This window comes from Microbacterium sp. KUDC0406, from assembly GCF_021582875.1.
In the GTDB taxonomy this organism is placed as follows: Bacteria; Actinomycetota; Actinomycetes; order Actinomycetales; family Microbacteriaceae; genus Microbacterium.
Map to the genome: position 1 here is coordinate 1,989,198 of NZ_CP091138.1, position 22,234 is coordinate 2,011,431.

The 22,234-nt window shown below is 70.2% G+C and carries 19 protein-coding genes and 4 pseudogenes; 5 read left to right on the plus strand and 18 right to left on the minus strand.

Annotated elements, in window-relative coordinates; translation table 11 throughout:
- Positions 1 to 69: 69 nt before the first annotated feature.
- On the plus strand, positions 70 to 465 hold the full coding sequence (locus tag L2X99_RS09960; protein ID WP_236135041.1) for a pyridoxamine 5'-phosphate oxidase family protein: 396 nt from the start codon (positions 70 to 72) through the stop codon (positions 463 to 465).
- Here the strand turns inward: L2X99_RS09960 and L2X99_RS09965 are convergent.
- The gene (locus tag L2X99_RS09965) at positions 462 to 1,466 is read right to left on the minus strand and encodes a glycerophosphodiester phosphodiesterase family protein (protein ID WP_236135042.1); all 1,005 of its coding nucleotides are present in this window, start codon (positions 1,464 to 1,466) and stop codon (positions 462 to 464) included. The genes L2X99_RS09960 and L2X99_RS09965 overlap by 4 nt on opposite strands.
- Positions 1,467 to 1,565: 99 nt before the next feature.
- Here L2X99_RS09965 and L2X99_RS09970 point away from each other — a divergent pair, with 99 nt between their 5' ends.
- A complete protein-coding gene (locus tag L2X99_RS09970) occupies positions 1,566 to 2,477 on the plus strand; it encodes a Bax inhibitor-1/YccA family protein (protein WP_236135043.1) in 912 nt (303 codons plus the stop codon).
- 53 nt (positions 2,478 to 2,530) lie between these two features.
- On the opposite strand, the gene L2X99_RS09975 is transcribed toward L2X99_RS09970, so the two are convergent.
- The gene (locus L2X99_RS09975) at positions 2,531 to 3,703 is read right to left on the minus strand and encodes an RNA polymerase sigma factor (protein ID WP_442923525.1); all 1,173 of its coding nucleotides are present in this window, start codon (positions 3,701 to 3,703) and stop codon (positions 2,531 to 2,533) included.
- Between the two features lie 97 nt (positions 3,704 to 3,800).
- Positions 3,801 to 4,226, minus strand: a complete 426-nt coding sequence (locus tag L2X99_RS09980) for a YciI family protein (protein WP_236126857.1) — start codon at positions 4,224 to 4,226, stop codon at positions 3,801 to 3,803.
- Positions 4,227 to 4,332: 106 nt separating this feature from the next.
- On the opposite strand from L2X99_RS09980, the gene L2X99_RS09985 reads away from it, so the two are divergent.
- Positions 4,333 to 5,016, plus strand: a complete 684-nt coding sequence (locus tag L2X99_RS09985; RefSeq protein WP_236123748.1) for a DNA alkylation repair protein — start codon at positions 4,333 to 4,335, stop codon at positions 5,014 to 5,016.
- Positions 5,017 to 5,069: 53 nt separating this feature from the next.
- On the opposite strand, the gene L2X99_RS18560 is transcribed toward L2X99_RS09985, so the two are convergent.
- Positions 5,070 to 5,645, minus strand: coding sequence for a hypothetical protein (locus L2X99_RS18560; RefSeq protein ID WP_442923526.1), 576 nt, complete (start codon positions 5,643 to 5,645; stop codon positions 5,070 to 5,072).
- A gap of 6 nt (positions 5,646 to 5,651) precedes the next feature.
- A pseudogene (locus L2X99_RS18565) lies at positions 5,652 to 6,169 on the minus strand (lactate/malate family dehydrogenase); the annotation flags it as partial.
- On the opposite strand from L2X99_RS18565, the gene L2X99_RS09995 reads away from it, so the two are divergent.
- The gene (locus L2X99_RS09995) at positions 6,112 to 8,073 is read left to right on the plus strand and encodes a TPM domain-containing protein (RefSeq protein ID WP_236123747.1); all 1,962 of its coding nucleotides are present in this window, start codon (positions 6,112 to 6,114) and stop codon (positions 8,071 to 8,073) included. The pseudogene L2X99_RS18565 and the gene L2X99_RS09995 overlap by 58 nt on opposite strands.
- Positions 8,074 to 8,360: 287 nt before the next feature.
- Positions 8,361 to 9,065: an HAD family hydrolase gene (locus tag L2X99_RS10000; protein ID WP_236135044.1), complete on the plus strand. Its 705-nt coding sequence runs from the start codon at positions 8,361 to 8,363 to the stop codon at positions 9,063 to 9,065.
- A gap of 337 nt (positions 9,066 to 9,402) precedes the next feature.
- Here L2X99_RS10000 and guaA read toward each other — a convergent pair whose 3' ends face one another.
- The 13 genes and pseudogenes from guaA to L2X99_RS10060 all read right to left on the minus strand — a co-directional run bounded on the left by guaA (position 9,403) and on the right by L2X99_RS10060 (position 22,116).
- The gene (guaA, locus tag L2X99_RS10005; protein ID WP_236135045.1) at positions 9,403 to 10,989 is read right to left on the minus strand and encodes a glutamine-hydrolyzing GMP synthase; all 1,587 of its coding nucleotides are present in this window, start codon (positions 10,987 to 10,989) and stop codon (positions 9,403 to 9,405) included.
- On the minus strand, positions 10,986 to 11,498 hold the full coding sequence (locus tag L2X99_RS10010) for a DUF3817 domain-containing protein (RefSeq protein WP_236123746.1): 513 nt from the start codon (positions 11,496 to 11,498) through the stop codon (positions 10,986 to 10,988). Before L2X99_RS10010 ends, guaA begins: the two co-directional genes overlap by 4 nt.
- 83 nt (positions 11,499 to 11,581) lie before the next feature.
- Positions 11,582 to 12,004, minus strand: a complete 423-nt coding sequence (locus tag L2X99_RS10015) for a hypothetical protein (protein ID WP_236135046.1) — start codon at positions 12,002 to 12,004, stop codon at positions 11,582 to 11,584.
- Positions 11,955 to 13,838: a bifunctional metallophosphatase/5'-nucleotidase gene (locus L2X99_RS10020; RefSeq protein ID WP_236135047.1), complete on the minus strand. Its 1,884-nt coding sequence runs from the start codon at positions 13,836 to 13,838 to the stop codon at positions 11,955 to 11,957. The genes L2X99_RS10015 and L2X99_RS10020 overlap by 50 nt, the downstream gene beginning before the upstream one ends.
- Before the next feature lie 113 nt (positions 13,839 to 13,951).
- Positions 13,952 to 16,261, minus strand: a pseudogene (locus tag L2X99_RS10025) (ExeM/NucH family extracellular endonuclease); the annotation flags it as partial.
- A gap of 155 nt (positions 16,262 to 16,416) precedes the next feature.
- Positions 16,417 to 16,812 carry a hypothetical protein gene (locus L2X99_RS18305; RefSeq protein ID WP_329608193.1) on the minus strand — a complete coding sequence of 132 codons (396 nt, stop codon included), beginning with the start codon at positions 16,810 to 16,812 and terminating at the stop codon, positions 16,417 to 16,419.
- A 28-nt stretch (positions 16,813 to 16,840) separates the two neighbouring features.
- Positions 16,841 to 17,212, minus strand: a pseudogene (locus L2X99_RS18310) (SURF1 family cytochrome oxidase biogenesis protein); the annotation flags it as partial.
- Positions 17,209 to 18,327 (minus strand): GuaB3 family IMP dehydrogenase-related protein, encoded by a 1,119-nt coding sequence (locus L2X99_RS10035; RefSeq protein ID WP_236126855.1) that lies wholly within the window; start codon positions 18,325 to 18,327, stop codon positions 17,209 to 17,211. The gene L2X99_RS10035 and the pseudogene L2X99_RS18310, both read right to left, overlap by 4 nt.
- A 35-nt stretch (positions 18,328 to 18,362) precedes the next feature.
- Positions 18,363 to 20,052: pseudogene (locus L2X99_RS10040) on the minus strand (ABC-F family ATP-binding cassette domain-containing protein).
- A 74-nt stretch (positions 20,053 to 20,126) separates the two neighbouring features.
- Entirely contained in the window at positions 20,127 to 20,489 is a 363-nt protein-coding gene (locus L2X99_RS10045; RefSeq protein WP_236123741.1) for a PIN domain-containing protein, read from the minus strand.
- Positions 20,486 to 20,731, minus strand: coding sequence for an AbrB/MazE/SpoVT family DNA-binding domain-containing protein (locus L2X99_RS10050; RefSeq protein WP_236123740.1), 246 nt, complete (start codon positions 20,729 to 20,731; stop codon positions 20,486 to 20,488). The genes L2X99_RS10045 and L2X99_RS10050 overlap by 4 nt, the downstream gene beginning before the upstream one ends.
- Before the next feature lie 48 nt (positions 20,732 to 20,779).
- Positions 20,780 to 21,079, minus strand: coding sequence for a hypothetical protein (locus L2X99_RS10055; RefSeq protein ID WP_236135048.1), 300 nt, complete (start codon positions 21,077 to 21,079; stop codon positions 20,780 to 20,782).
- Positions 21,080 to 21,084: 5 nt separating this feature from the next.
- Positions 21,085 to 22,116 carry a pyridoxal phosphate-dependent decarboxylase family protein gene (locus L2X99_RS10060; RefSeq protein ID WP_236135049.1) on the minus strand — a complete coding sequence of 344 codons (1,032 nt, stop codon included), beginning with the start codon at positions 22,114 to 22,116 and terminating at the stop codon, positions 21,085 to 21,087.
- Between the last annotated feature and the right edge of the window lie 118 nt (positions 22,117 to 22,234).

Here is a 22,234-nt window from a genome sequence, read left to right on the forward strand (position 1 = left end):
CCTCCGACGCTCTCGCCCGCCGGGTAGGATCGAGAAGACGAAGCGGTTCCGCTGTGCGGAGGTGACGACATGATCCGTGTTCTCGACGAAGACCAGTGCTTCAGCCTGATGGCGTCCACGACCGTTGCGCGGATCGGGTTCCTGCACGACGGACGCATGGAGATCATTCCCGTCAACTTCCTGGTCCGTGATCGTCTCCTGACCTTCCGGGTCAGCGAGGACGGCATCCTCGCCTCGCTGCCGGAACAGCCCGATGTCGCCTTCGAGGTCGACCATCTCGACGACCTCGCCGGCGCCGCGTGGAGCGTTCTGATGAGCGGACGCGTGGAGCCGATCGATCCCAGCGAGGTGAACAGCGGCGACGCCGCCCGCACCCGCCCCTGGGCCGGCGGGACGCGCGAGCTCTGGCTGCGCTTCGTCCCCGAGCGCGTCTCCGGCCGCTCGGTGCGCCGCGACTACGACTAGCGGCGGAAGAACGCGACGCCGAGGTCGGGATGGTCGACGAACACGCCGTCGACGCCGGTGCGGGCGATCGCGTCCCACTCCGCCTCGTATTCGCCGAACGCCGCCTTGCCGCCGTGGCCGCGATAGGCGGCGTCCAGGAAGTGGTTCTCGGGGCGGCAGGTCCAGGTGAACACGCGCAGCCCCCGAGCATGGGCGTGATCCACCAGAGCGGTGCCCTTCGACAGGCTCGGGGCCCCGGGCAGCAGCATCTTCTTGTTCACGCTGATCCCGTCGACGGTGCCGGCCAGCCGGTCGAGACCTGTCGGCTCCATCTCGGACCGGTAGGTCGGCGCCGCTCGGCCCAGTGCGGCGACCTGATCGAACGGCTTGCCCGCCGCCTCGACGAGGTAGATGTACGACGCGGAGACGCCCTGCTGACGCAGTCGGTGCAGCACGGTCTGCTCGAAGGACTCGACGATCAGCGGCAGTTCGCCGTCCGCCCATCCGGCGGCACGCAGGTCGCGCACGATCAGCGGCACCAGGTCGAGCCCGATGCCCTCGAAGTAGGTGGCGTGCTTGATCTCGAGCACCACGCCGATCTCGCGGCCGTGCTCGACCGAGCCGGCCCGCACCAGGTCGAGCAGATCGGTCAGGCGCAGGATCGGCTGGGCACCGTCGAAGCTGGCGCTGGACGGGCGCAGTTTCGGCAGCCGCTCCCTGGTGCGCAGCGTGCTCAGCTCGGCCCAGGTGAAGTCCTCGGTGAACCAGCCGGTGTGCGCCTCGCCGTCGACCCTCTTCGTGGTGCGGCGATCCGCGAACTCGGGATGCTCCGCGACATCCGTCGTGCCGGAGATGTCGTTCTCGTGCCGGATGACGAGCACGCCGTCGCGGGTCGCGACGATGTCGGGCTCGACGGCGTCGACCCCCATCGCGAGCGCGAGCTCGTACGAGGAACGGCTGTGCTCGGGGCGGTAGCCGGGGGCACCGCGATGCCCGATGACGAGCGGAGATCTCCTGGCCACGCTTTCAGCGTAAAGCACCCCGTTCATAGAGAACCTCCGTAGACTTGTCGGACACTGACCGATCCCCCGGGACCGATCCCCTCAGGAGTGATCCGCACCATGAGCAGCAACTTCGCTTTCAACAACCCGGCGTTCCAGCAGCAGGACCCGCGCAAGGCCGCGACGTATCCCGGTGCGCCTCAGAACGGCACGTACGCACCGCCGCCCGCTCCGACCGCGGCCCAGGCCGCCGCCGTGAACGCGAATCTCGAGGGCATGTACGCCGCCCCCGCGGCCGGCGCGATCGAGACCGACCGGATGACGGTCGAGGACACGATCTGGAAGACCGTCGGCCTGTTCGCGATCCTCGTGGCCACCGCCGTCGTCGGCTGGATCTGGACCGCGACGAGCTTCTACAACACGGGCGAGGCGAACCTCGTGCCGTGGATCGTCGGCGCACTGGGCGGCTTCGTCCTCGCGCTGGTCGTCATGTTCACCTCGCGCAAGAAGGTGCGTCCGGCGCTCATCTTCGGCTACGCGGCTTTCGAGGGTCTGTTCATCGGCGCGATCTCGGCCTGGTTCGAGATCATCTGGCCGGGCATCGTCATGCAGGCCACGCTCGCGACCCTCGCGGTCGTCGGTGTCACGCTCGCCCTGTTCGCCAGTGGCAAGGTGCGGGCATCCGCGAAGATGACCAAGATCGTCATGATCGCGATGTTCGGGTACCTGGCCTTCTCGCTCCTGAACCTCATCCTGATGTGGACCAACGTCCTGCCGCAGGAGCTGATGTTCGGCATGCGGAGCGCGCCCAGCCCGCTCTTCGGCATCCCGTGGGGCGTCATCATCGGCATCCTCGTCGTCTTCATGGCCGCGTACTCGCTGGTTCTCGACTTCGACCAGATTCAGCAGGGTGTGCGCAACGGGGCGCCCCGCAAGTACGGCTGGCTCGGCGGCTTCGGCATCATGGTCACCGTCGTGTGGCTGTACGTCGAGATCCTGCGCATGCTGGCCATCCTGCGCGGCAACAACTAGACACGACATCGCGAAAGGGCCGCTCTCCTCGGAGGGCGGCCCTTTCCGCATCCTCAGCCGCGCGCCTTCGCCTCGAGCAGGGCGCGCTCGCGGTCGTTGCCGGCCAGGCGCGCGGCGACGGCGAACTCGCTGCGCGCCTCCTCGTCGCGCCCCAGGCGCAGCAGCAGCTCGGCACGGGTCGCGGGCAGCAGGTGGTAGCCGCGCAGCGCCCCCTCCTCCGCGAGCCGGTCGATGATGCGCAGCGCGTTCGCGGGGCCGGTGGCCATCGCCACCGCCGCAGCACGGTTCAGCTCGACCACCGGCGACGGCGCGATGCGCCCCAGCGCCTCGTAGAGCAGCACGATGCGCTCCCAGTCGGTCTCGTCGACGGATGCCGCCACCGCATGGCATTCGGCGATCGCGGCCTGCAGGGCGTAGGGGCCGCGACCGCGGCCGAGTGCGTCGGTGCGGGCCAGCGCCGCTCGCCCGCGCATGATCGCGCCTCGATCCCAGCGACGGCGGTCCTGGTCGGCGAGCAGGATCGGGTCGCCGTTCGGATCGACGCGGGCGGGGAAGCGCGCGGCGGTCAGCTCCATGAGCGCGACGAGTCCGTGCGCCTCCGGTTCACGGGGTGTGAGCTCAGCCAGCACGCGCCCCAGCCGCACGGCTTCACGGGCCAGATCCGGTCGCATCCAGTCGTCCCCCGCACTGGCCGCGTGCCCCTCGTTGAAGATCAGATAGAGCACGCCGAGGACGGCGCCCAGCCGCTCCGGGTACTCCTCGCGCGGCGGCACCTCGAACGGCACGTTCGCCGCGCCGAGGGTCTTCTTCGCGCGCACGATGCGCTGCTGCACCGTCGCGACCGGCACGAGGAACGCCCGCGCGATCTCCTCGCTGGACAGGCCGCCCACCACCCTCAGGGTGAGGGCCACGCGCGCTTCACGGGACAGCACGGGGTGGCAGGCGACGAAGATGAGGCGGAGCACGTCGTCGTCGATCGCGTCCGGATCCCACGGCACGCCCTGCGCCGACTGCTCCTGCTGCTCCCGCTCGAGGTCGTGCGCGATCACCACCAGCCGCTCGTCGTAGCGCTCTCTGCGCCGCCAGCCGTCGATCGCGCGACGCTTGGCCACGGTGGTCAGCCAGGCCGCGGGACTGCTCGGGATGCCGGCAGCCGGCCACTGCACGAGCGCCTCGGCGAGGGCGTCCTGTGCCAGATCCTCGGCGAGGGCGAAGTCTCCCGTCATCCGGGTGAGAGTCGCGACGATCTTCGCCGACTCGATGCGCCAGACGGCGGCGACGGCGCGCTCCGCGGATTCACGGGAGCGCGCCGTCGCGGCATCCTCAGCTCTGGGCACGGCGCTCGTTCTCCTCGCGCCAGCCCGCTTCCTTCTGGATCCACTCGTTGTCCTGCGGGAAGTCCGACAGCTCGGTGACGCGACGCACCTCGAGGTACGAACCCGGTCCGAGCGGCGCGCGCTTCGCCCACTCGGCGGCCTCCTCGCGGGTGGACACCTCGATGATCCAGAAGCCGTTGAACAGCTCCTTCGTCTCGCCGTAGGGACCATCGGTGACCAGCGGCTCCTCGGCCGAGAAGTCCACGACGAAGCCCTCCTCGGCCTCGGTCAATCCCTCGCCGCCGATCATCACGCCGGCCTTGAGCATGGACTCGTTGTACTTCCCCATCGCCTCGATGACCTGCTCGAAGGGGACGTCCTGATATGCCTCGACACCCGCATCGTCCGCGCGCATGATGAGCATGTACTTCATGATGATCTCCTCGATCTCGGGGTCGTCTCTCGACCCTGTCATTCAGGACGTCGAACGAGAAGAGAGCCGATCGACATCGGCGCGGAACTTTTTCTAGGATTTCTGCATGGATCCCTCGGAGGCCCTCGTCGATGAGGTGCGCGCTGTGCTGCGGGACGCCGCAGACCCGGCGCTCGCGCCCGGGCAGCAGGCGTACATGAAGTCGGCGATGCCGTTCCTGGGCGTGCGCGTGCCGGAGGTGCGACGGCACGTGGTGGGGACAGCCCGGGCCGAGAAGGATGCCTGGACGCTGCGTGAGGCGGCCCTGACGCTGTGGCGAGAGGCCTCGTACCGCGAGGAGCGCTACGCCGCGCAGGCGCTGATGGCGCTGCCGCCGCTGCGTGGACGGCTCGACCAGCTGGACGTGCACGAGGAGATGGTGCGCACCGGAGCGTGGTGGGACCACGTCGACGAGGTGGCGCATCGGCTGGCCGAACTGCTCGACGCGCATCCGGCCGAGATGGCCGTCGAAATGCGCGTGTGGTCAGGCGACGAGGACTTCTGGATGCGACGGGTGGCGATCATCTCGCAGCTCGGGCGGAAGGACCGGGTGGACCGGATGCTCCTCGTCGATGCGATCGAGCCGAACATCGCCGATTCCGAGTTCTTCATCCGCAAGGCCATCGGCTGGGCGCTGCGCGACCTCGGCAAGAGTGATCCGGACTGGGTACGGGGCTTCGTCGCGGAGCATCCGGGTCTCTCGCCCCTCTCGCGCAAGGAGGCTGTCAAGCACCTCGCCCCCGGTCGTTGAGCGAGCGTCGGTCGTTGAGCGAGCGCAGCGAGACGACCACCTTCGTCGCTCGCTCAACGACCCGCGTGTGGCTCCAGCGCGTCGAGGGACGCGCGGATGGCGGCGGCGGATGCCGCGAGCTTCGCCTCTTCGCCGGGCGTCATCGGCGTGCCCGCGACGGCGAGCGCACCCGACGCCGAGACGACGGACGGCAGCGACAGCGCGACGCCGTCGATCCCGTGCTCGCCGTTCAGCACCGTGGACACCGGCAGCACGGCGTGCTCGTCGCGGATCACGGCCTCGGCGATGCGCGCCGCGCTCACGCCGATCGCCAGGTTGGTCGCACCCTTGCCGCGGATGACGGCGTACGCGGCATCCCGCACCTCGACGGCGATGCGGTCGAGCTCCTCGGTGGTGAAGGGCTCGTCCGCAGGCCAGTCCAGGATCGGAACCGGACCGATGGTCGCGTTCGACCACACCGGGAACTGGCTGTCGCCGTGCTCGCCCACGATGTCGGCGTGCACGCTCGCGGTGCTCACGCCCGCCCGCTGCGCGAGCCGCCAGCGCAGCCGCGAGGTGTCGAGCACCGTGCCCGATCCGAAGACGCGGGCGGCGGGCAGCCCGGTGATGCGCTGCGCGACGACCGTCATCACGTCGGCAGGGTTGGTGACGATGATGAACACCGCGTCGGGGGCGTGCTCGAGCAGACCCGGCATCAGGCTCTGCAGGATCCGCACGTTCGTGCCGGCCAGCTCCATCCTGGTCTGCCCCGGCTGCTGCTTCGCCCCGCGGTGACGATCACCACGTCGCTGTCGTCCACGACCGAGAGGTCGGAGCCCCCGCTCACCGATGACGAGGTGAACTGGGTGCCGTGTGCGAGGTCGAGCACCTCCGCCTCGACCTTCTCCGTGGCGATGTCGTACAGCGACACCTCGGCCGCGCTCCCCGGATCAGCGCCGCGTAGGCGACGCTGACTCCGACTCCGCCCGCACCGACCACTGACAGCTTCGTGCGTCCTCTGCTCATGGCACCATCCTGCCGGAGTCGCCGACGGCCGCGCAGCCCGATGTCCCGTACCATGATGGGCCGGGACAGCGGACAGCCGGAGGGGGCGCGATGAGGAACCGGAGACGACACGGTGCGATTCTGGGAGCGGCAGCTCTGCTCGGCGCACTCATCGCCGGGCCGGCGATGTCGGCGGCCGGCCAGACCCCGCCCGATCTCGAGCCGGGGTATGTCAGCGACTACTCCGATGTGCTCTCGGATGCGGACGAGGCCCGACTCGAACAGCGCCTCGGAGACCTCGCCTCCGCCGACGGACTCCCCGAGCTGTACGTCGTGCTGGTGCCCGACTTCGACTCCCCCGGCAACGCCCTGGCCTGGGCGGATGCGACCGCGCTGCGCAACAACCTCGCGGCCGACCAGTACCTGCTCGCGATAGCCACCGACGGACGCTCTCTCGCGATCTCTGCGGAGTACGGCGACGGTGGGGTCGAAGCCGGTCCGCTCTCCGAGAGCCGGGTGCTCGAGATCGAGGACGACCTCGGCTCCCGCTACCTCGCCGACGACGACTGGGCGGGCGGCATCGAGTTCGTCGACGACGAGTTCTCGAAGGTTCCACTGCCCTGGTGGGTGTGGCTGCTCGGGGCGGCGGCACTGGCGCTGCTCATCTTCGTTGTCGCCAGGATCATGGTCGTGCTGCGTCGCCGGGCGGCCCGTGTCGCCGAGCTGCGGACATTGGAGGGGCAGAAGAAGAGCGCTGCACGACGGCTGGTGCAGACCGACGAGGCCGTGCGCACCAGCGAGCAGGAACTCGGATTCGTCACGGCGGAGTTCGGTGAGGAGACCACGGGCGAATTCACCACCGTCCTTGCCGAGTGCCGTTCGCTGCTGCAGCAGGGGTTCGGGCTGCTCGAGAAGCTGGAGGATGCCGAGGAGGACACGCTTCAGCAGACCAGGGAGTGGACGAACGAGATCCTCCGGCTGTGCCGGCAGGTCGACGACGCCCTGGACGGCCGCACGCACGAGCTCGCCTCTCTGCGGGCGCTCGCCGAGGGCGCCGTGGACACGCTGGCGCGACTGAAGACGGCTCGCGCAGAGGCGACCGCGCTGCAGAGTGAGGCCGCGGATCGTCTCGAGTCCCTCGCCGCCGCCTTCGCGCCGGCGGATCTGATCGGCGTGGTCGACAACGACGATCAGATCGGCAGCCGGCTGCGCGCGGCGGATGCGCAGCTCGAGGCGCTGCAGAAGGCCATCGACGCACGCCGCCCGAAGGCCATCACCGATGCCGTGCACGAGGTCGAGCGCCTGCTCGCCGAGGCACGGGACCTGCGTGACGCGATCGAGGCCCAGGCCGACGCCCTCGCCGCACGGTCCGCCGCGCCCGCGACCGGTTCCGCCCTGGAGCGGGCCATGGCCGCTGTGCGAGCTGCGGAGACCTCGATCGGGGCGAGACCGGGCGGGGTGAGCGCGTTCGCGCTGGCCCGGCTGCACTCGGCCCAGCGACAGCTCGACGCGGCCGTCTCCGCGGAACAGCCCGAGGATGCCGAGCGCCTGGCGGCATCCGCCCTGGCTCTCGCCGAGCAGGTGCAGGGTCTCGTCGGTGCTCCTGCGGCGCCCGAGCGCCGCCGGTTCATGAGGTCCTCCGCTCACCCGTCCGACGCCGGCGCGGTCATGTACGACACGCCGGCGACGAGTTCTGCGCGCAGCTCGGACTGGCGCCGGGTCTCCGCGCGCGACGACGACGAAGGACGAGGCGGCAAGGCCGTCGCCGGCGGCCTCAGCGGCGGGGTCATCGGGCTCTTCAGCGGCATCGGCGTCACTGCCGATGAGCCCGGCGGGGTCGTGCTCTTCGTGCTCCTCGGCGCCGGAATCGGCGCGCTGGCCGGAGCATTCGGCGGCTCAGGCGGAGGCGGCGGCTCGTCCTCGGGCTGGGGCGGCTCGTCGAGATCCTCGTCGCGGGGCGGCTCGTCGCGCTCGTCGCGCAGCCACTCGTCCAGCCGTTCCTCCAGCCGTTCCTCCAGCCGTTCCTCCGGCGGCAGCCGCTCGTCCGGCCGTTCCGGCGGCCGCCGCTTCTGACCGCCCTTCTTTCCGCCCTCTCTTCCCGCAGGCGGCGGACGATTCTGCAGATGGCGGACGACACGCCGCTTTCTGCTCCGCCATCCGCAGATCCGTCCGCCATCCGCAAGGCACGCCATCCGCTGCGCGCACGGTCCCCCCTCCGTCAGCCAGGTCGAGGCCCTCGCACGCGCCGGCCCGTCCGTCTGCAGGCGGCGGACAGAACGACGGATGGCGGAGCCCGCGCCGGTGTGTGCGCCGCCATCCGCAGATCCGTCCGCCATCCGCAAGGCCCCTAGGCTGGGCCCGTGGCGACGGGCGATCGGCGAGTGGTGTTCTGGGACTTCGACGGCACGCTCGCCGTGCGCGAGGGCATGTGGTCAGCGGCCGTCGCCGACGCGCTGCGATCGGTGGATGCCACGATCGCGGTCGATCCGGAACTCGTCCGGCCGCATCTGCGCAGCGGGTTCCCCTGGCACGAGCCCGAGGTCATGACCTCTCCCCCGCCGTCGGCGGATGCCTGGACCGCGCGCCTCGCGCCGGTCTTCACCCGTGCGCTGAGTGCGCAGGGCGTTCCCGAAGACGTCGCGTCGGCGGCATCAGCTCGGGTGCTCGACGAGTACTACCGGCACGAGCCCTGGCGGGTGGTCGACGGCGCCACAGAAGCGCTGCGGCTGGTCGCGGATGCCGGCTACGACAACGTCATCCTGAGCAACCATGGGCCGGGCCTGCCGACGCTCGTCGACGCCCTCGGCCTGTCACCGCTGATCACCCTGACGATCACCAGCGCGGCGGTCGGCATCGAGAAGCCGAACCCGCTGCTGTTCACGCATGCGCTGCGCGTGACGGATGCCGGCGCCGACACCTGGATGGTCGGCGACAACCCCGTCGCCGACGTCGAGGGGGCTCAGCGCGCCGGCATCCGCGCTCTCCTCGCCGACGGGATCTATCCCGACTCGCGCGGCCTGACCGTCCTGCAGGCCGCCCGCCACATCGCCGCCGCAGCATCCTGACCCGGCAGAATCTCGGAGATCTGCACCGTCCCGGACCAGATCCGCCTCATCCCTCAGCGATCCCGCAGATCTCCGAGATTCTTCTCCCCTGACCAAAGCTCTCCATCCCTGCGTCCCCTCGCAAAGCTCTCCGCCCCCACACCAGAGGCATGAGGGCGGAGGGATCGTCGCGGAGCGAGCATCGGGGAGGAGCGAAGCGGAGAGGCTTGGACCGCGGTTCCTGAGCGAGCGGAGCGAGTCGAAGGGCTGCGAGCGCAGCGACGATCCCGCAGTCCGCACCCCGTTTCGTCTCGCTCCGCTCGCTCAACGACCGGGCAGTCGGAAGCCCGCCCCTATCTCACTCCCACTCGATCGTTGCCGGCGGCTTCGACGTGACGTCGAGCACGACCCGGTTGACCTCGCTCACCTCGTTGGTGATGCGGTTCGAGATCTTCGCGAGCACGTCGTACGGCAGGCGGGTCCAGTCCGCCGTCATGGCGTCCTCCGACGACACCGGGCGCAGCACGATCGGATGCCCGTAGGTGCGGCCGTCGCCCTGCACGCCCACCGAGCGCACGTCGGCGAGCAGCACCACGGGGCACTGCCAGATCTCCTGGTCGAGGCCGGCGAGGCTGAGCTCCTCGCGGGCGATCGCGTCGGCCTCGCGCAGCACGTCGAGACGCTCGCGCGTGACCTCGCCGATGATGCGGATGCCGAGGCCGGGGCCGGGGAACGGCTGGCGGCCGACGATCGCCTCGGGGATGCCGAGCTCGCGGCCGATCGCGCGCACCTCGTCCTTGAACAGGGCGCGCAGCGGCTCGATGAGCTCGAAGTCGAGATCGTCGGGCAGTCCGCCGACGTTGTGGTGCGACTTGATGTTCGCGGTGCCCGCTCCGCCGCCGGACTCGACGACGTCGGGGTAGAGCGTGCCCTGCACCAGGAACGAGACCTTCTCGCCCGAGGCCTTCGCCTCTTCGACGAGGTCGCGCTGCACCTTCTCGAACGCGCGGATGAACTCGCGGCCGATGATCTTGCGCTTGGTCTCGGGGTCGGTGACGCCCTCGAGGTGGCCGAGGAACGTGTCGGCAGCGTCGACGGTGATCAGACGCACGCCGGTGGATGCCACGTAGTCGCGCTCGACCTGCTCCCGCTCACCCTTGCGCAGCAGGCCGTGGTCGACGAAGACCGCGGTGAGCTGGTCGCCGATGGCCTTGTGCACGAGCGCCGTGGAGACGGCGGAGTCGACGCCGCCGGACAGCGCCGAGATGACCCGTGCGTCGCCGACCTGCTCACGGATGCGCTCCACCTGCTCGGCGATGACGCTGTCGCTGTTCCAGTCGGCCGCCAGCCCCGCGCCCTTGTGCAGGAAGTTCTCGATCACGGCCTGGCCGTGGTCGGAGTGCCGCACCTCGGGGTGCCACTGCACGCCGTACAGGTGACGCTCCTCGTTCGCGAACGCCGCGACTTTGGTCGCCGGCGTGGTGGCCAGCACCTCGAAGCCCTCGGGGGCGCGCGAGACCTGATCGCCGTGACTCATCCACACGTTCTGCTCGGTCGGCTCACCGCCCAGCAGCGTGCTGTCGTTCAGCGGGATCATCGCGTCTGTCGCGCCGTACTCGCGCAGGCCGGTGTTCGCGACCTCGCCACCGAGGGTGCGCGCCATGTACTGGAAGCCGTAGCAGATGCCGAGCGTCGGCACCCCGAGCTCGAGCACGGCCGGGTCGAGCTGCGGCGCACCCTCCTCGTAGACCGACGACGGACCGCCGGAGAGGATGATCGCCACGGGGTTCTTGGCTGCGATCTCGTCGGCGGACGCGGTGTGCGGCACGATCTCGCTGTAGACGCCGGCTTCGCGGACGCGACGGGCGATGAGCTGCGCGTACTGCGCGCCGAAGTCGACGACGAGCGCCGGGCGCTGCGCGGTGTCGGGGGTCTGGTCGGTCACCGGATGCCTTCCGTGGTGGATGTCGATGTGGGCTGAGCCTCCGACTCGGCCGGGCTCTGGGTCCCTGAGCCGGCCGAAGGGTCGCGCGCCGCGAGGTAGGACTTCACGTCGCGGGCGACGCGGGTCTCCATGAAGAACGAGAGCAGCGGCACGACACCGCCGAGGGCGAGCATGATGAGACGCGGGAAGCGCCAGCGCATCAGGCTCCACATGCGGAAGCACGAGAACAGGTAGACGACGTAGAACCAGCCGTGCGCGACCAGGATGCCGAGCGACAGGTTGAGGCCGTCGCCGGTGGACTCCAGGCCCTCCGGCCCCTCGACGACGGGGGCGAACCACAGGAACCCGCCTGAGCCCCCCAGGAAGAGTTCGAGATGGATCGGCGTGTACTTCAGCACCATCTCGGTGACCAGCAGCAGCAGCATGACGCCGGTGATGATGGACGCGATCTGGTAGAACTTCAGCGCACCGCGGATCGCCGGGAAGCTGGCGACTTTCGGTTCGGGCATGCGTCCATTCTACCGGCGGCGCGAGGTGCGACGGAGGGCCGCCGGATGCTGCGTACAGCACCCGGCGGCCCTCCGTCGGGCGATCAGCCGAACAGCCCCTTGAGGAAGTCCAGCAGCGCGTCCACGATGTCGCGGATCACGTCGACGATCCCGCCCCCTCCGGCCCGGTTCACGTGCACGGTGGCGGTGGCCTCGTCGCCGTCGGCCTGCGACACCGCGAGGATGTACTTGCCCGGCTGGGTCTTCTTCGGCACCGTCACCGAGGCCGAGAACTTCCCGTCGTTGCCGACCTTGACAGTGCCGAGCGAGACGGGAGCGCCCTTCTTGGCGCGCAGCTCCACGGTCACGGTCTCACCCGGCTCGTAGCCCGAACCGGTGATCGCGAGCTTCTTGCCCGCGGCGACCTTGCCCGATCCGGCATCGATCGTTCCCGCGAACACCGGCGGCTCGCCGCCGTCATCCGCGAAGGTGATCGGCAGCTGTGCCGTCGTCCCGGTGCCCGCCACGCTCACGGTGAGCAGCTGCGCGCCATGCGCGCCCTCCGGAACCGTGAAGGTGAGCGTCGCGCGACCCGCCTCGTCGCCGGCGTCGATGACCGTCGGGTCGACGGCGCCGGTGGCCAGGACGGCATCGCCCAGCGAGAGGCTGACCTCGCCCGGCGCCTGCTCCCCCGCGCTGAACGCGAGCGACGAGAGAGCCACAGTCACCTGGTCGCCGGCGGCGTAGCCGCCCTCGGGCGCCGACGGGAGTGACCGTCGCACCGACGGCGCGCTGCTTCAGATCGGGCGTGGCCGTCTCGTTCGCGGAGAACCAGTCCACCATCGACTGCAGGTCGATCTTGCCGGTGTCCTTCTTGTTCGCGCCGTCGGCGAGGGTGAAGAAGTTGTCACCGCCGGCGGCGAGGAACGAGTTCGCCGCGACCAGGTAGGACTGCGCCGGATCGATCGCGGTGCCGTTCAGCGTCATCGAGGTGATGCGCTCACCGGTCGCCGCAGCCGGATCGTAGGTGTACTCGAAGCCCTGCGAGACGCCCAGCTTCAGGAACGGACGGCTCGCGCCGGCCGGCTGCCACTGCTCCTCGAGCACGCTCTTCAGCTGCGCGCCGGTGAGCTCGAGCGTCACCAGGGTGTTCGCGAACGGCTGCACCGTCGCCGCCTCACGGTACGTCAGGTTGCCGTCGGGGTCGCTCGCCCCGCTCGACGCGTACGTGAGGTTGGTGCGGATGCCGCCCGGGTTCATCAGTGCGATCTCGGCACCGGTGGACCACTGCTGCACGTCGGCGACGAAGTTGCCGATCGTCGACTCACCGCCGCGGTTCTCGGTCTTGCCGTCGCTCTGACGCGCGCGGTTGAAGTCCGCCGTGATCTCGCCCACCTTCTCGGCGCCGATCACGTCGGCCTCCTCCTTCGCCGCGTCGACGATCGCCTGCACCTCGGGAACGGCCGGGTAGTTGCCCACCCAGATCTTCGTGCCCGGCTTGTCCGGGTCGTCGATCTGACGCGCGAGCGGCTTGATCTCGTTCGAGATCGACAGCAGCTCGTGGGTCTTCGGATCGACCTTCAGATTCATCAGCCCGAAGTTCTCGCCGTACTGCCCCGCCGACACGACCGGACGGCCGTCGATGACGTGGTTGTACGCCAGGTGCGTGTGCGCAGACACGATGGCGTCGACGTCGGAGTCGACTCCGTAGACGATCTGCCCCAGGGGCGAGTCGGGCGTGATGCTCGACAGCTCGGTGGTCGCGGTGCCCTCGTGGACGAGCAGGATGATGACATCCGCCTCGCCGTTGGACGCGTCGCCGTCGCTGAGCGCGTCGGCCGCCTTGTTCACCGATTCGGCGATGTCGCGGATGTCGAGGTCCTTGATGCCGTCCGGCGAGACGAGCGAGTCGAGCTCTTCCGTCACCGCACCGACGAATCCGACCTTGACTCCGTCGACGTCCTTGACCCAGCTCGGAGCCAGAGCGGTCGGTGCGTCCTCATCGGTGCCGAGGAACACGTTCGAGCTGATGTACTCCCAGTCGGCCCGGTCCTGGATGCGATCGCGCAGATCCTCCCAGCCCTGATCGAACTCGTGGTTGCCTGCGGCGCTCACCTCGAGACCGGCGGCGTTCAGCGCGTCGATCGTGGGGTTGTCGTCGAGGATGAACGACGTGAAGGTCGACGCGCCGACGAGGTCGCCCGCCGCGGCGAACACCGTGTTCGGGTTCTCGGCCCGCACCTGATCGATCGCACCGGCGAGCACGGCCGCGCCGCCGGCGGCGCCGTCCGCCTCGATACGACCGTGGAAGTCGTTGATCGTGGCGATGTCGATGCTGATCGGCGGCTGCGTGCTGGACACGCCCACGACGATCGGATCGTGGTCGCTGGAGCGGTACGGGGTGCCCGACTCGGTGGCGCCGAACGCGTAGCCGCGGTCGCTCCACTCCGGCGAGTTGATCCCCAGACACCGGCGCCCGTGACGGATGCCTTCAGCGACGGCGACGCGATCACGTGGTCGAGCGATCCCAGCTCACCGTCGAACGAGTAGGTGTACTGCCCGTCGGTGGTGTCGGCCACCATGTCGGACCACCCGGCCGAGGTGAACACGTCGATCGGGTCCTCTTCGCTGTACGCGTTGAAGTCGCCGACGAGGAACACGTCGTCGCTGCCCGAGGACTCCTGCACGTCACCTGCGAGCGTCAGCACGGACTGCGCCTGCTTGACGCGGTCCGCGTTGAACTGCCCCTGTCCGTCGGCCGGCTCCGCGCCGTCGCCCGACTTCGACTTGAAGTGGTTGGCGATGACGCTGAACGTGCGACCGTCGGCCTCGAAGGTCTGCGCGATCGGCTCGCGGGCGTTGCCCCACACCGTCTCGTCGGTGACTGTCGTGGCGTCGCCGACCGTCTTGACGGCGGCCTTGCGGTAGATGATCGCGCTGGTGATGTAGTCGGTCGTCGCCGCGTCCTGCAGCGCGGCCGGCGTGGGCACGTAGCCCCACACGTCGGAACCCGCCGCGGCATTCAGACCGGACACGAGATCCTTGAGGGCGGTGTCGACCGGTTCGCCGAGCTTGACCGAGTTCTCGATCTCCATGAGGGTCACGACCTCGGCATCCAGGCCGTTGATCGCCGAGACGATCTTCGACTTCTGGATCGCGAACTGCGCGGCATCCTTCGCGCCGCGCGCGTTGGAGTTCTCGCTGCTCAGCGTCGTGAAGTAGTTGTACACGTTGAACGAGGCGACCTGGAAGTCGCCGCCGACGGCCGGCGGAGCCGCCGGGCGCGGGTTCTTCGTGTCGAACGTGACCTTGTACGACGCGTCGCTGGAGTCGTCGATCGGCACGACCGGCTGCAGGCGCCAGTCGTCGAAGCCGTACTGCAGCACGTAGCCGTGATCGGAGAAGTTCACCGCGTCGCCGTTGCGGACCACGGTGTCCTTCGTGAAGTACGGCTGGTCGCCGGGGTGCCCGCTGCTGGTCACCTGGGTCGACCATCCGTCGTCGAGCAGGATGCGGCTGGCGCGGTTGGCCTTCGCGATGGCGTCGGCCTCGGCGCCGGGGCGCTTCACCTCGGTGCTCTTGACGTTCAGCTCGTTCGGGTTCAGCCACAGCGTGCCGAAGTTGTAGAGCTGGTGCGTGGAGGCCAGCGCGTACGTCCCCGAGGGGGCGACGAGCATGTTCTCGTAGGCCTCGCGGTCGCCGCCCACCACGGATGCCGGCAGCGGGGTCGCCTCCGGCACGCCGACGCCGGCGGTGACCAGCTCGACACCCGACTCGGATGCCGGGGTGATCTGGGTCTGCCCGAAGTACTCGCTGACCACGCCGGTCACCGAGACCAGGTCTCCGATCTTCACCCCGGACGCCGTCAGGGCGTTCAGGTAGACGAAGACGCCGTCGGATGCTCCGGGCGTCGCGTCCTCGGCGCCGCCGGAGCCCTCGGTCTGGATGCTGATGCCCTTGTAGCCGCCGGTGCGGTAGTCGCCCGTGACGACGCCCTCCACCGTGACCGTCTGCCCGTCCATCGCGGCCTTGTCGGCGGCGCCCTGCACCTCGGCGATCGTGGCCTTCACCGGGTCGGTGCCCGGATCGGGATCGGGATCGGTCTGCCCGCCGGACGCCTGCGGGGTGATCGTCGCCGAGAGCGAGAAGTCCTTGCTGTTGTCGTCCGTGTCGGACCCGTTCGTGCGGTTCAGCGACTTCACGTCGGTGTTGCTCGACGGCGCGGCGGCGACCTTCGTCTCGAAGGTGTTCGAGGTGCCGTAGCCGAGCAGGTCGACGATGTCGCCGCCGGTCGCCGACCCGGTCGGCAGGGTGACGGCGCTCGTGCTCTTCACGAGCGCGATCGTTCCCGTGGTGCCGCTCGGGTTCAGGTTGCCGGTGGCGTCGGGCGCGGGCAGTTCGGCGCCGTTCGCGCCGTTGCTGCCGCCCTTGACCAGGTAGTACCCCTTGGCCGGGATGCTGCCGGTCAGCGGCACGACGCCGTTGGAGTTGCCGGAGCCGGTGGCCGATCGGTACTGCAGCGACATGCCGTCGAGCGTCACCGCTGCGGAGGTCGGGTTGTAGAGCTCGACGAACTTGTTCGTGAACGCCGCGCCCGCGCTGCCGCCGGACAGGTAGGCCTCGTTGATGACCACCCCCGTCCCGGTGGTGTCGGCGAAGGCGGGGGTCGCGGCGATCGAGCCGAAGCTCAGCGCGACCGCGGCGGATGTGACGAGGGCGCAGGCGCGCCCCCTTCTGCGCGGGACGGGAACGGCGCGGTTCCCATCATCAGGGGCGGACATCATCAGTGCTGTCTCCTCGGGTTCTGGTGGCGGTTCGCGGGAACCTCCGAGACGCGCGCCGGGTGGCGCACGCGCATGTCAGAGACATTAGGCGTTTCCTGAGACATTCCTCAATGGTGTTCGCGATCCGGTCATCGAATCGTCACCGGCGCGACGGCTCAGGATGCGGCGGACGCGTCCGCGCGGTCGTCGAACTCCTCGACCTCGCGCTCCCAGGCATCCTTCGCGAGGCGGTACCAGAGGTAGAACGCGAATCCGGCGAAGATCGCCCATTCGATCGCGTAGAAGATGTTCAGCCAGTTCACCGAGGAGCGCTCCTCCGGTGCCGGCGACGAGATGTCCGCGAGTCCTGCGGTCGCCTCGGAGGACGCCAGATAGGGGCGGTACACGTCCAGCCGGTCGACGTCGTGCCAGCGGCTGAGCAGCGCGGCAGGCGAAATCCGGTTCAGATCGAACGGGTCCCTGGTGACGACGGGACCCTCGTCCGAGATCACGCGACCGGTGATCTCGGCCTGCGCGGATCCGCGCGCGGCCAGTGCGGATGCCGGCGGCATCCGCCTTCTCGCGCGTCGGTGCGAACCCGATCGCGACGGCGATCGAGGTGCGCTCGGCGACGCGCAGCTGACCGGTGACCCAGTAGCCGGCGGCTCCGTCGTTGAAGCGTCCGGAGACGACGATGAAGTCCTCGGGCACCCAGGTGCCGCTGGTCTCGACCTTCTGACCGACCAGCGGCTCGGCGAGGTAGTCGCCGGGCTGGACGACCTCGGTGAGCGGCTGCACCTTCTCGGTCATCCCCGGCTCGGGCGGCGCCGTGTCGATCGCGCGGCCGAGCTGCCACTGCCCCAGCCAGGCGAAGACTCCGGCGACCACAAGGCAGAGCGCGAGCATGCCCAGCCAGCGCCCGCGCAGCATCACCTCCCGCAGCGTGGGAGGGAAGTCCTGCGTATCGGTCATCCGGCCTCGTAGGGCGCCAGGACGACCTCGACCCGCTGGAACTCCTTCAGGTCGGAGTACCCGGTGGTCGCCATGGACTTGCGCAGCGCGCCGATGAGGTTCGCGGTGCCGTCCGCCACCGGAGCGGGGCCGTACAGCACCTCCTCGAGCGTGGCGACGCCCTCGACCTGCACCCGGCGGCCACGCGGCAGCTGCGGGTGATGCGCCTCGGCTCCCCAGTGGAAGCCGCGACCCGGGGCATCCGTGGCGCGTGCGAGCGCGACCCCGAGCATGACGGCGTCGGCGCCCATGGCGAGCGCCTTGACGATGTCGCCCGAGGTGCCCACGCCGCCGTCGGCGATCACGTGCACGTAGCGGCCGCCGGACTCGTCGAGGTAGTCGCGTCGCGCGGCGGCGACGTCGGAGACGGCCGTCGCCATCGGGGCGTGGATGCCGAGGGTGGCGCGCGTGGTGGACGCCGCGCCCCCGCCGAAGCCGACCAGCACGCCGGCCGCGCCGGTGCGCATCAGGTGCAGTGCGGCGGTGTAGGTGGCTGCGCCGCCGACGATCACCGGCACGTCGAGGTCGTAGATGAACTTCTTCAGGTTCAGCGGCTCGGCGACGCTCGAGACGTGCTCGGCCGAGACGGTGGTCCCCCGGATGACGAACAGGTCGACACCGGCTTCGACGACCGTCTGGTAGAACTCCTGGGTGCGCTGCGGCGTGAGCGAGCCGGCGACGGTGACGCCGGCCTCGCGGATCTCGGCGAGACGCGCCTTGATGAGCTCCGGCTTGATCGGCTCGGAGTACAGCTCCTGCATCCGCACCGTCGCACGATCGGCGGGCAGACCCGCGATCTCCGCGAGCAGCGGCTCGGGGTTCTCGTAACGGGTCCACAGGCCCTCGAGATCGAGCACGCCCAGACCACCGAGACGGCCCAGCATGATCGCGGTCTGCGGGCTGACGACCGAGTCCATCGGCGCGCCGATGACCGGGATGTCGAACGAGAACGCATCGATCGTCCACGCCGTCGAGACGTCCTCCGGGTTACGCGTGCGCCGGGAGGGCACCACCGCGATGTCGTCGAACGTGTACGCGCGACGAGCGCGCTTGCCTCGGCCGATCTCGAAGTCCATGGTCACCCCTTCAGACTACCCGGGTCGCACGGAGGTCATCGGGCGCGTGCCACACGACGCTCATCCCAGACCGGGGCATCCGACTCGTACACCTCGCCGTCCTCGCCGAAGACGAGGAACCTGTCGAACGAGCGCGCGAACCAGCGATCGTGCGTGACCGCCACGACCGTGCCCTCGAAGCGCGCGATCGCGTCCTCCAATGCCTCGGCCGACTCCAGGTCGAGGTTGTCGGTCGGCTCGTCGAGCAGCAGCAGGGTCGCGCCGGACAGCTCGAGCAGCAGCACCTGGAAGCGCGCCTGCTGACCACCGGAGAGCTGCGCGAACTCCTGCTGCGCCTGGCGCACCAGGCCGTAGCGATCCAGCGCAGAGCTCGCGGCGTCGCGCGGCATCCCCGCCCTGCGGTCATCGCCGGCGGTGCAGGATCTCGAGCAGCGTGCGACCGGCGAACTCCGGATGCGCGTGCGTCTGCGCGAACAGTCCGGGCACCACGCGGGCGCCGAGCACGGCCGCGCCGGTGTGCGCGACCTCGTCGAGCCGCTCCCCGGCGCCGGTCAGGTGCCCGAGCGTCGGGTCGGGATCGCTGCCGCCGCGCGCCAGCAGGCGCAGGAAGTGCGACTTGCCCGAGCCGTTCGAGCCCAGCACGGCGACGCGGTCGCCGAACCAGATCTCCGCATCGAACGGGCGCATCAGCCCGGTGAGCTCGAGCCCGGTGCACACGATCGCCCGTTTGCCGGTGCGCGATCCGCGCAGCCGCATGTCGAACTCCTGGGCGGGCGGACGCTCCTCCGGAGGCCCGGCCTCCTCGAACTTGCGCAGCCTGGTCTGCGCGGCACGGTACCGCGAGGCGAAGCCGTCGTTCGCCTCGGCCTTGACCTTGAGGTTGGCGACCAGGGTCTTCAGCTTCTCGTGCTGCTCGTCCCAGCGCCGGCGCAGCTCGTCGAGCCGGTCCATCCGGTCGATCCGGGCCTGATGGTAGGTCGCGAAGCCGCCGCCGTGCACCCAGGCCGTCGCTCCGGCACCGCCGGGCTCGAGCGTCACGATGCGGTCGGCTGCACGCGCCAGCAGTTCGCGGTCGTGCGAGACCAGCAGCACCGTCTTCGGGGTCTCGCGCAGCCGCTCCTCCAGCCAGCGCTTACCCGGCACGTCGAGGTAGTTGTCCGGCTCGTCGAGCAGCAGCACGTCGTCGGGTCCGCGCAGCAGGGCCTCGAGGGCGAGGCGCTTCTGCTCGCCACCGGAGAGCGTGGAGAGATCGCGGAACCTGGCGCGCTCGAACGGCACGCCGAGGGCCGCCACGGTGCACTGGTCCCACACGGTCTCGTGCTCATAGCCGCCGGCATCCGCGTACTCCGCGAGCGCCGTCGCGTACCGCATCTGGGTGCGCTCCGTATCATCCTCGATCAGCGCGTTCTCGGCGCTCTCGAGGGCTTCGGCCGCCTGCCGGATGCGGGCGGGCGCGACCGAGATCAACAGGTCGTGCACGGTCTGGCCCTCGCGTCCGTGACCGACGAACTGGTCCATCACGCCGAGCGATCCGTCGATGGTCACGACGCCGTCGTCCGGGGCGAGATCGCCGCGGACGATGCGCAGGATCGTGGACTTGCCGGCCCCGTTGGGGCCGATCAGGGCACTGGTCGATCCGGAGCCGACCCGGAAGGTCGCCTCGTCGAGCAGCGGGCGGCCGTCGGGCAGGGTGAACGAGACGCCGGCGACGTCGATGTATCCCACAGTGGTGGTCCTTCCGCCCGCCGCATCCTTCGCGAAGGCGAGCCGACCAGGCTATCAGTTCGGCGCGATCCGGGTCAGCGCACCTGGATGATGCGATCCGACTCGCCCCAGGCGCGATCCGCCGTCAGCGCGGACGCATCCAGCCGATCGGAGAGCGCCAGACAGAGCCGATCGCCGAGGGACAGTCCGGATCCGCGGCGCCAGGCGGCGGCCGCTGCTTCGGCGTCTGCGATGGTCACCGGCTCGACGCGGAGGTCATAACTCAGCAGCAGGCTGCGCGCCACGCCCCAGTCAGCACCGGCCGCGCGGATCTTCTGCGCGATCTCGGACCAGTTCGCGGCGCCGACAACGCCTCCGTCGAGCGCCGACTCGACCAGATCCGCACCCGGCTCGCCCTGCAGGAATGCCAGCACGGCCGACGCGTCGAGCACGCTCACGCAGCGTCCTCCCGGCCTGCGGCAGCTCGACGCTCGGCGAGCAGATCACCGACCAGATCGGTGCCGGACAGCTGTGCTCGCAGGATGCGCTTGGCCTGATCCCTCGTCGCGAGCACGACACCGTTGTCGGTCTCGATGAAGAGCAGCGGCGTGCCGGATTCCCAGTGCTGCCGCGTGCGGAGAGCTGCGGGCACCACGAGGCGGCCCCGATCTCCCATCGATGCAACAAAGGTGGTATCCATGTCATCAAAGTACCACTCAAGCACACAGGATGGGCCAGAACGGATGGGTCAGCGCGGGTCGGACATCCTCGCGAGCAGCTCGATGAGCAGGGCCTCGGCGACCGGGGCGGGCAACTCCTCGATCAGCGCCATCAGGGTCGACATCGGCTGCTCGGGCTTGACGCTGCCGGCGCCGGCGATGCGCAGCAGACGCCAGGACGCCGCGGGGCCCGGCACCCGGTCGGCGCTGTAGCCGAGCGCGCGCACGGCGCCGGCCAGCACCCTGCCGTCGGCGGGCGGGCGCCCGCGCACGGCGTCGGCGGCCGTGGAGAGCGCGCGGCGGAACTCGCCGAGATTCCGCTCCAGCACAGGCGTCAGCGTGAGGTGCGCACTGCGGGGCAGACGCGATCCATCGGCCTGCAGGAAGCCCGGCTGATGCTGGATCCGCCACCGTGCCGCACCATCTCGTCTGCGAGCCGGTGCGGGTCGACACGCTCCGCCGCGGGCAGCGAGACGTCCGAGATCAGAGCGATCGCCGGTCCCACCGGATCACCCATGACTGCCAGCCCGCTGATGCCCGCCACCTCCGACCGGATGCCGCGGGCGACCCGCGCGATCGATGCGGTGAGCTCGGCGAACCCGGCATCCCCGAGCCGCTGCACGATGGCCCAGGCGGCGGCCAGCGGAGACGCCGACTTCGAGCCGAGCAGGGTCGGGTTCACGACCGGATACCCCGGCCAGCGCGTGGTCGCGAAGAACTGCGCGCGGTGCTGGCGGCGGCCCCTCCCGCCATGCCCGCCGTGCAGCAGCACCGAGACGCCCTTCGGCGCGTACCCGAACTTGTGCAGGTCCACTGAGACGCTGGTCACGCCCGGGACCCGGAAGTCCCACGCCGGGGCATCCGGCCACCACGGCAGCACCAGCCCGCCGAAGCATGCGTCGACATGGCAGCGGATGCCGCGCGCCTTCGCCGCCGCGGCCACCGGCCGGATCGGGTCGAGGGCGCCGCTGGGATAGGCGGGGGCGGAGACGACGACGAGCGCGACGTCGTCGTCCATCCGGGCGATCAGGTCGTCCGGGTCGACGGCGCCGTCCGGCCGGCACGGCACCGCGTCGTAGTCCAGGTCGAACATCCGCGCGGCCTTCTGGAACGCGGCGTGCGCGGTCGCCGGCGCGAGCAGCCTCGGCCGGCCGGCACCGCCCTCGGCCCGCCACAGGTCGCGCGCGGTCTTCACGGCGAGCAGGCAGCTCTCGGTGCCGCCGCTGGTCACCGATCCGACCACGTCCCGTCCACCGTGCACGGCGTGCCGCACGAAGCCGAGCACGTCGCGCTCCATCGCGGCGACCGAGGGGAACACCGTCGGGTCGAGTCCGTTGACGGGTCGTGCGAGAGACGCCGGCGGCATCCGCGAGCTCGTCGAGCTCAGGCATCCCGGAGTCGTAGACGTACGCGAGCACGTGCCCGCCATGCGTGGGCGCATCGCCGGCGCGCAGCTGCCGCAGCCGGTCGAGGATGCCGGTCAC

Coding starts and splice junctions, on each gene's coding strand:
- L2X99_RS10060 (WP_236135049.1), bottom strand. CDS start 22,116: ATGCCGCCGGCGTCTCTCGCACGACCCGTCAACGGACTCGACCCGACG.
- L2X99_RS10050 (WP_236123740.1), bottom strand. CDS start 20,731: ATGGATACCACCTTTGTTGCATCGATGGGAGATCGGGGCCGCCTCGTG.
- L2X99_RS10035 (WP_236126855.1), bottom strand. CDS start 18,327: ATGGACTTCGAGATCGGCCGAGGCAAGCGCGCTCGTCGCGCGTACACG.
- L2X99_RS09975 (WP_442923525.1), bottom strand. CDS start 3,703: ATGACGGGAGACTTCGCCCTCGCCGAGGATCTGGCACAGGACGCCCTC.
- L2X99_RS09980 (WP_236126857.1), bottom strand. CDS start 4,226: ATGAAGTACATGCTCATCATGCGCGCGGACGATGCGGGTGTCGAGGCA.
- L2X99_RS18560 (WP_442923526.1), bottom strand. CDS start 5,645: ATGACGGTCGTCGCGCAGCGCATCACCGGGCTGCCCGCCGCCCGCGTC.
- L2X99_RS09985 (WP_236123748.1), top strand. CDS start 4,333: ATGGATCCCTCGGAGGCCCTCGTCGATGAGGTGCGCGCTGTGCTGCGG.
- L2X99_RS10010 (WP_236123746.1), bottom strand. CDS start 11,498: ATGCCCGAACCGAAAGTCGCCAGCTTCCCGGCGATCCGCGGTGCGCTG.
- L2X99_RS18305 (WP_329608193.1), bottom strand. CDS start 16,812: ATGCCGCCGGCATCCGCACTGGCCGCGCGCGGATCCGCGCAGGCCGAG.
- L2X99_RS09970 (WP_236135043.1), top strand. CDS start 1,566: ATGAGCAGCAACTTCGCTTTCAACAACCCGGCGTTCCAGCAGCAGGAC.
- L2X99_RS09995 (WP_236123747.1), top strand. CDS start 6,112: ATGAGGAACCGGAGACGACACGGTGCGATTCTGGGAGCGGCAGCTCTG.
- L2X99_RS09960 (WP_236135041.1), top strand. CDS start 70: ATGATCCGTGTTCTCGACGAAGACCAGTGCTTCAGCCTGATGGCGTCC.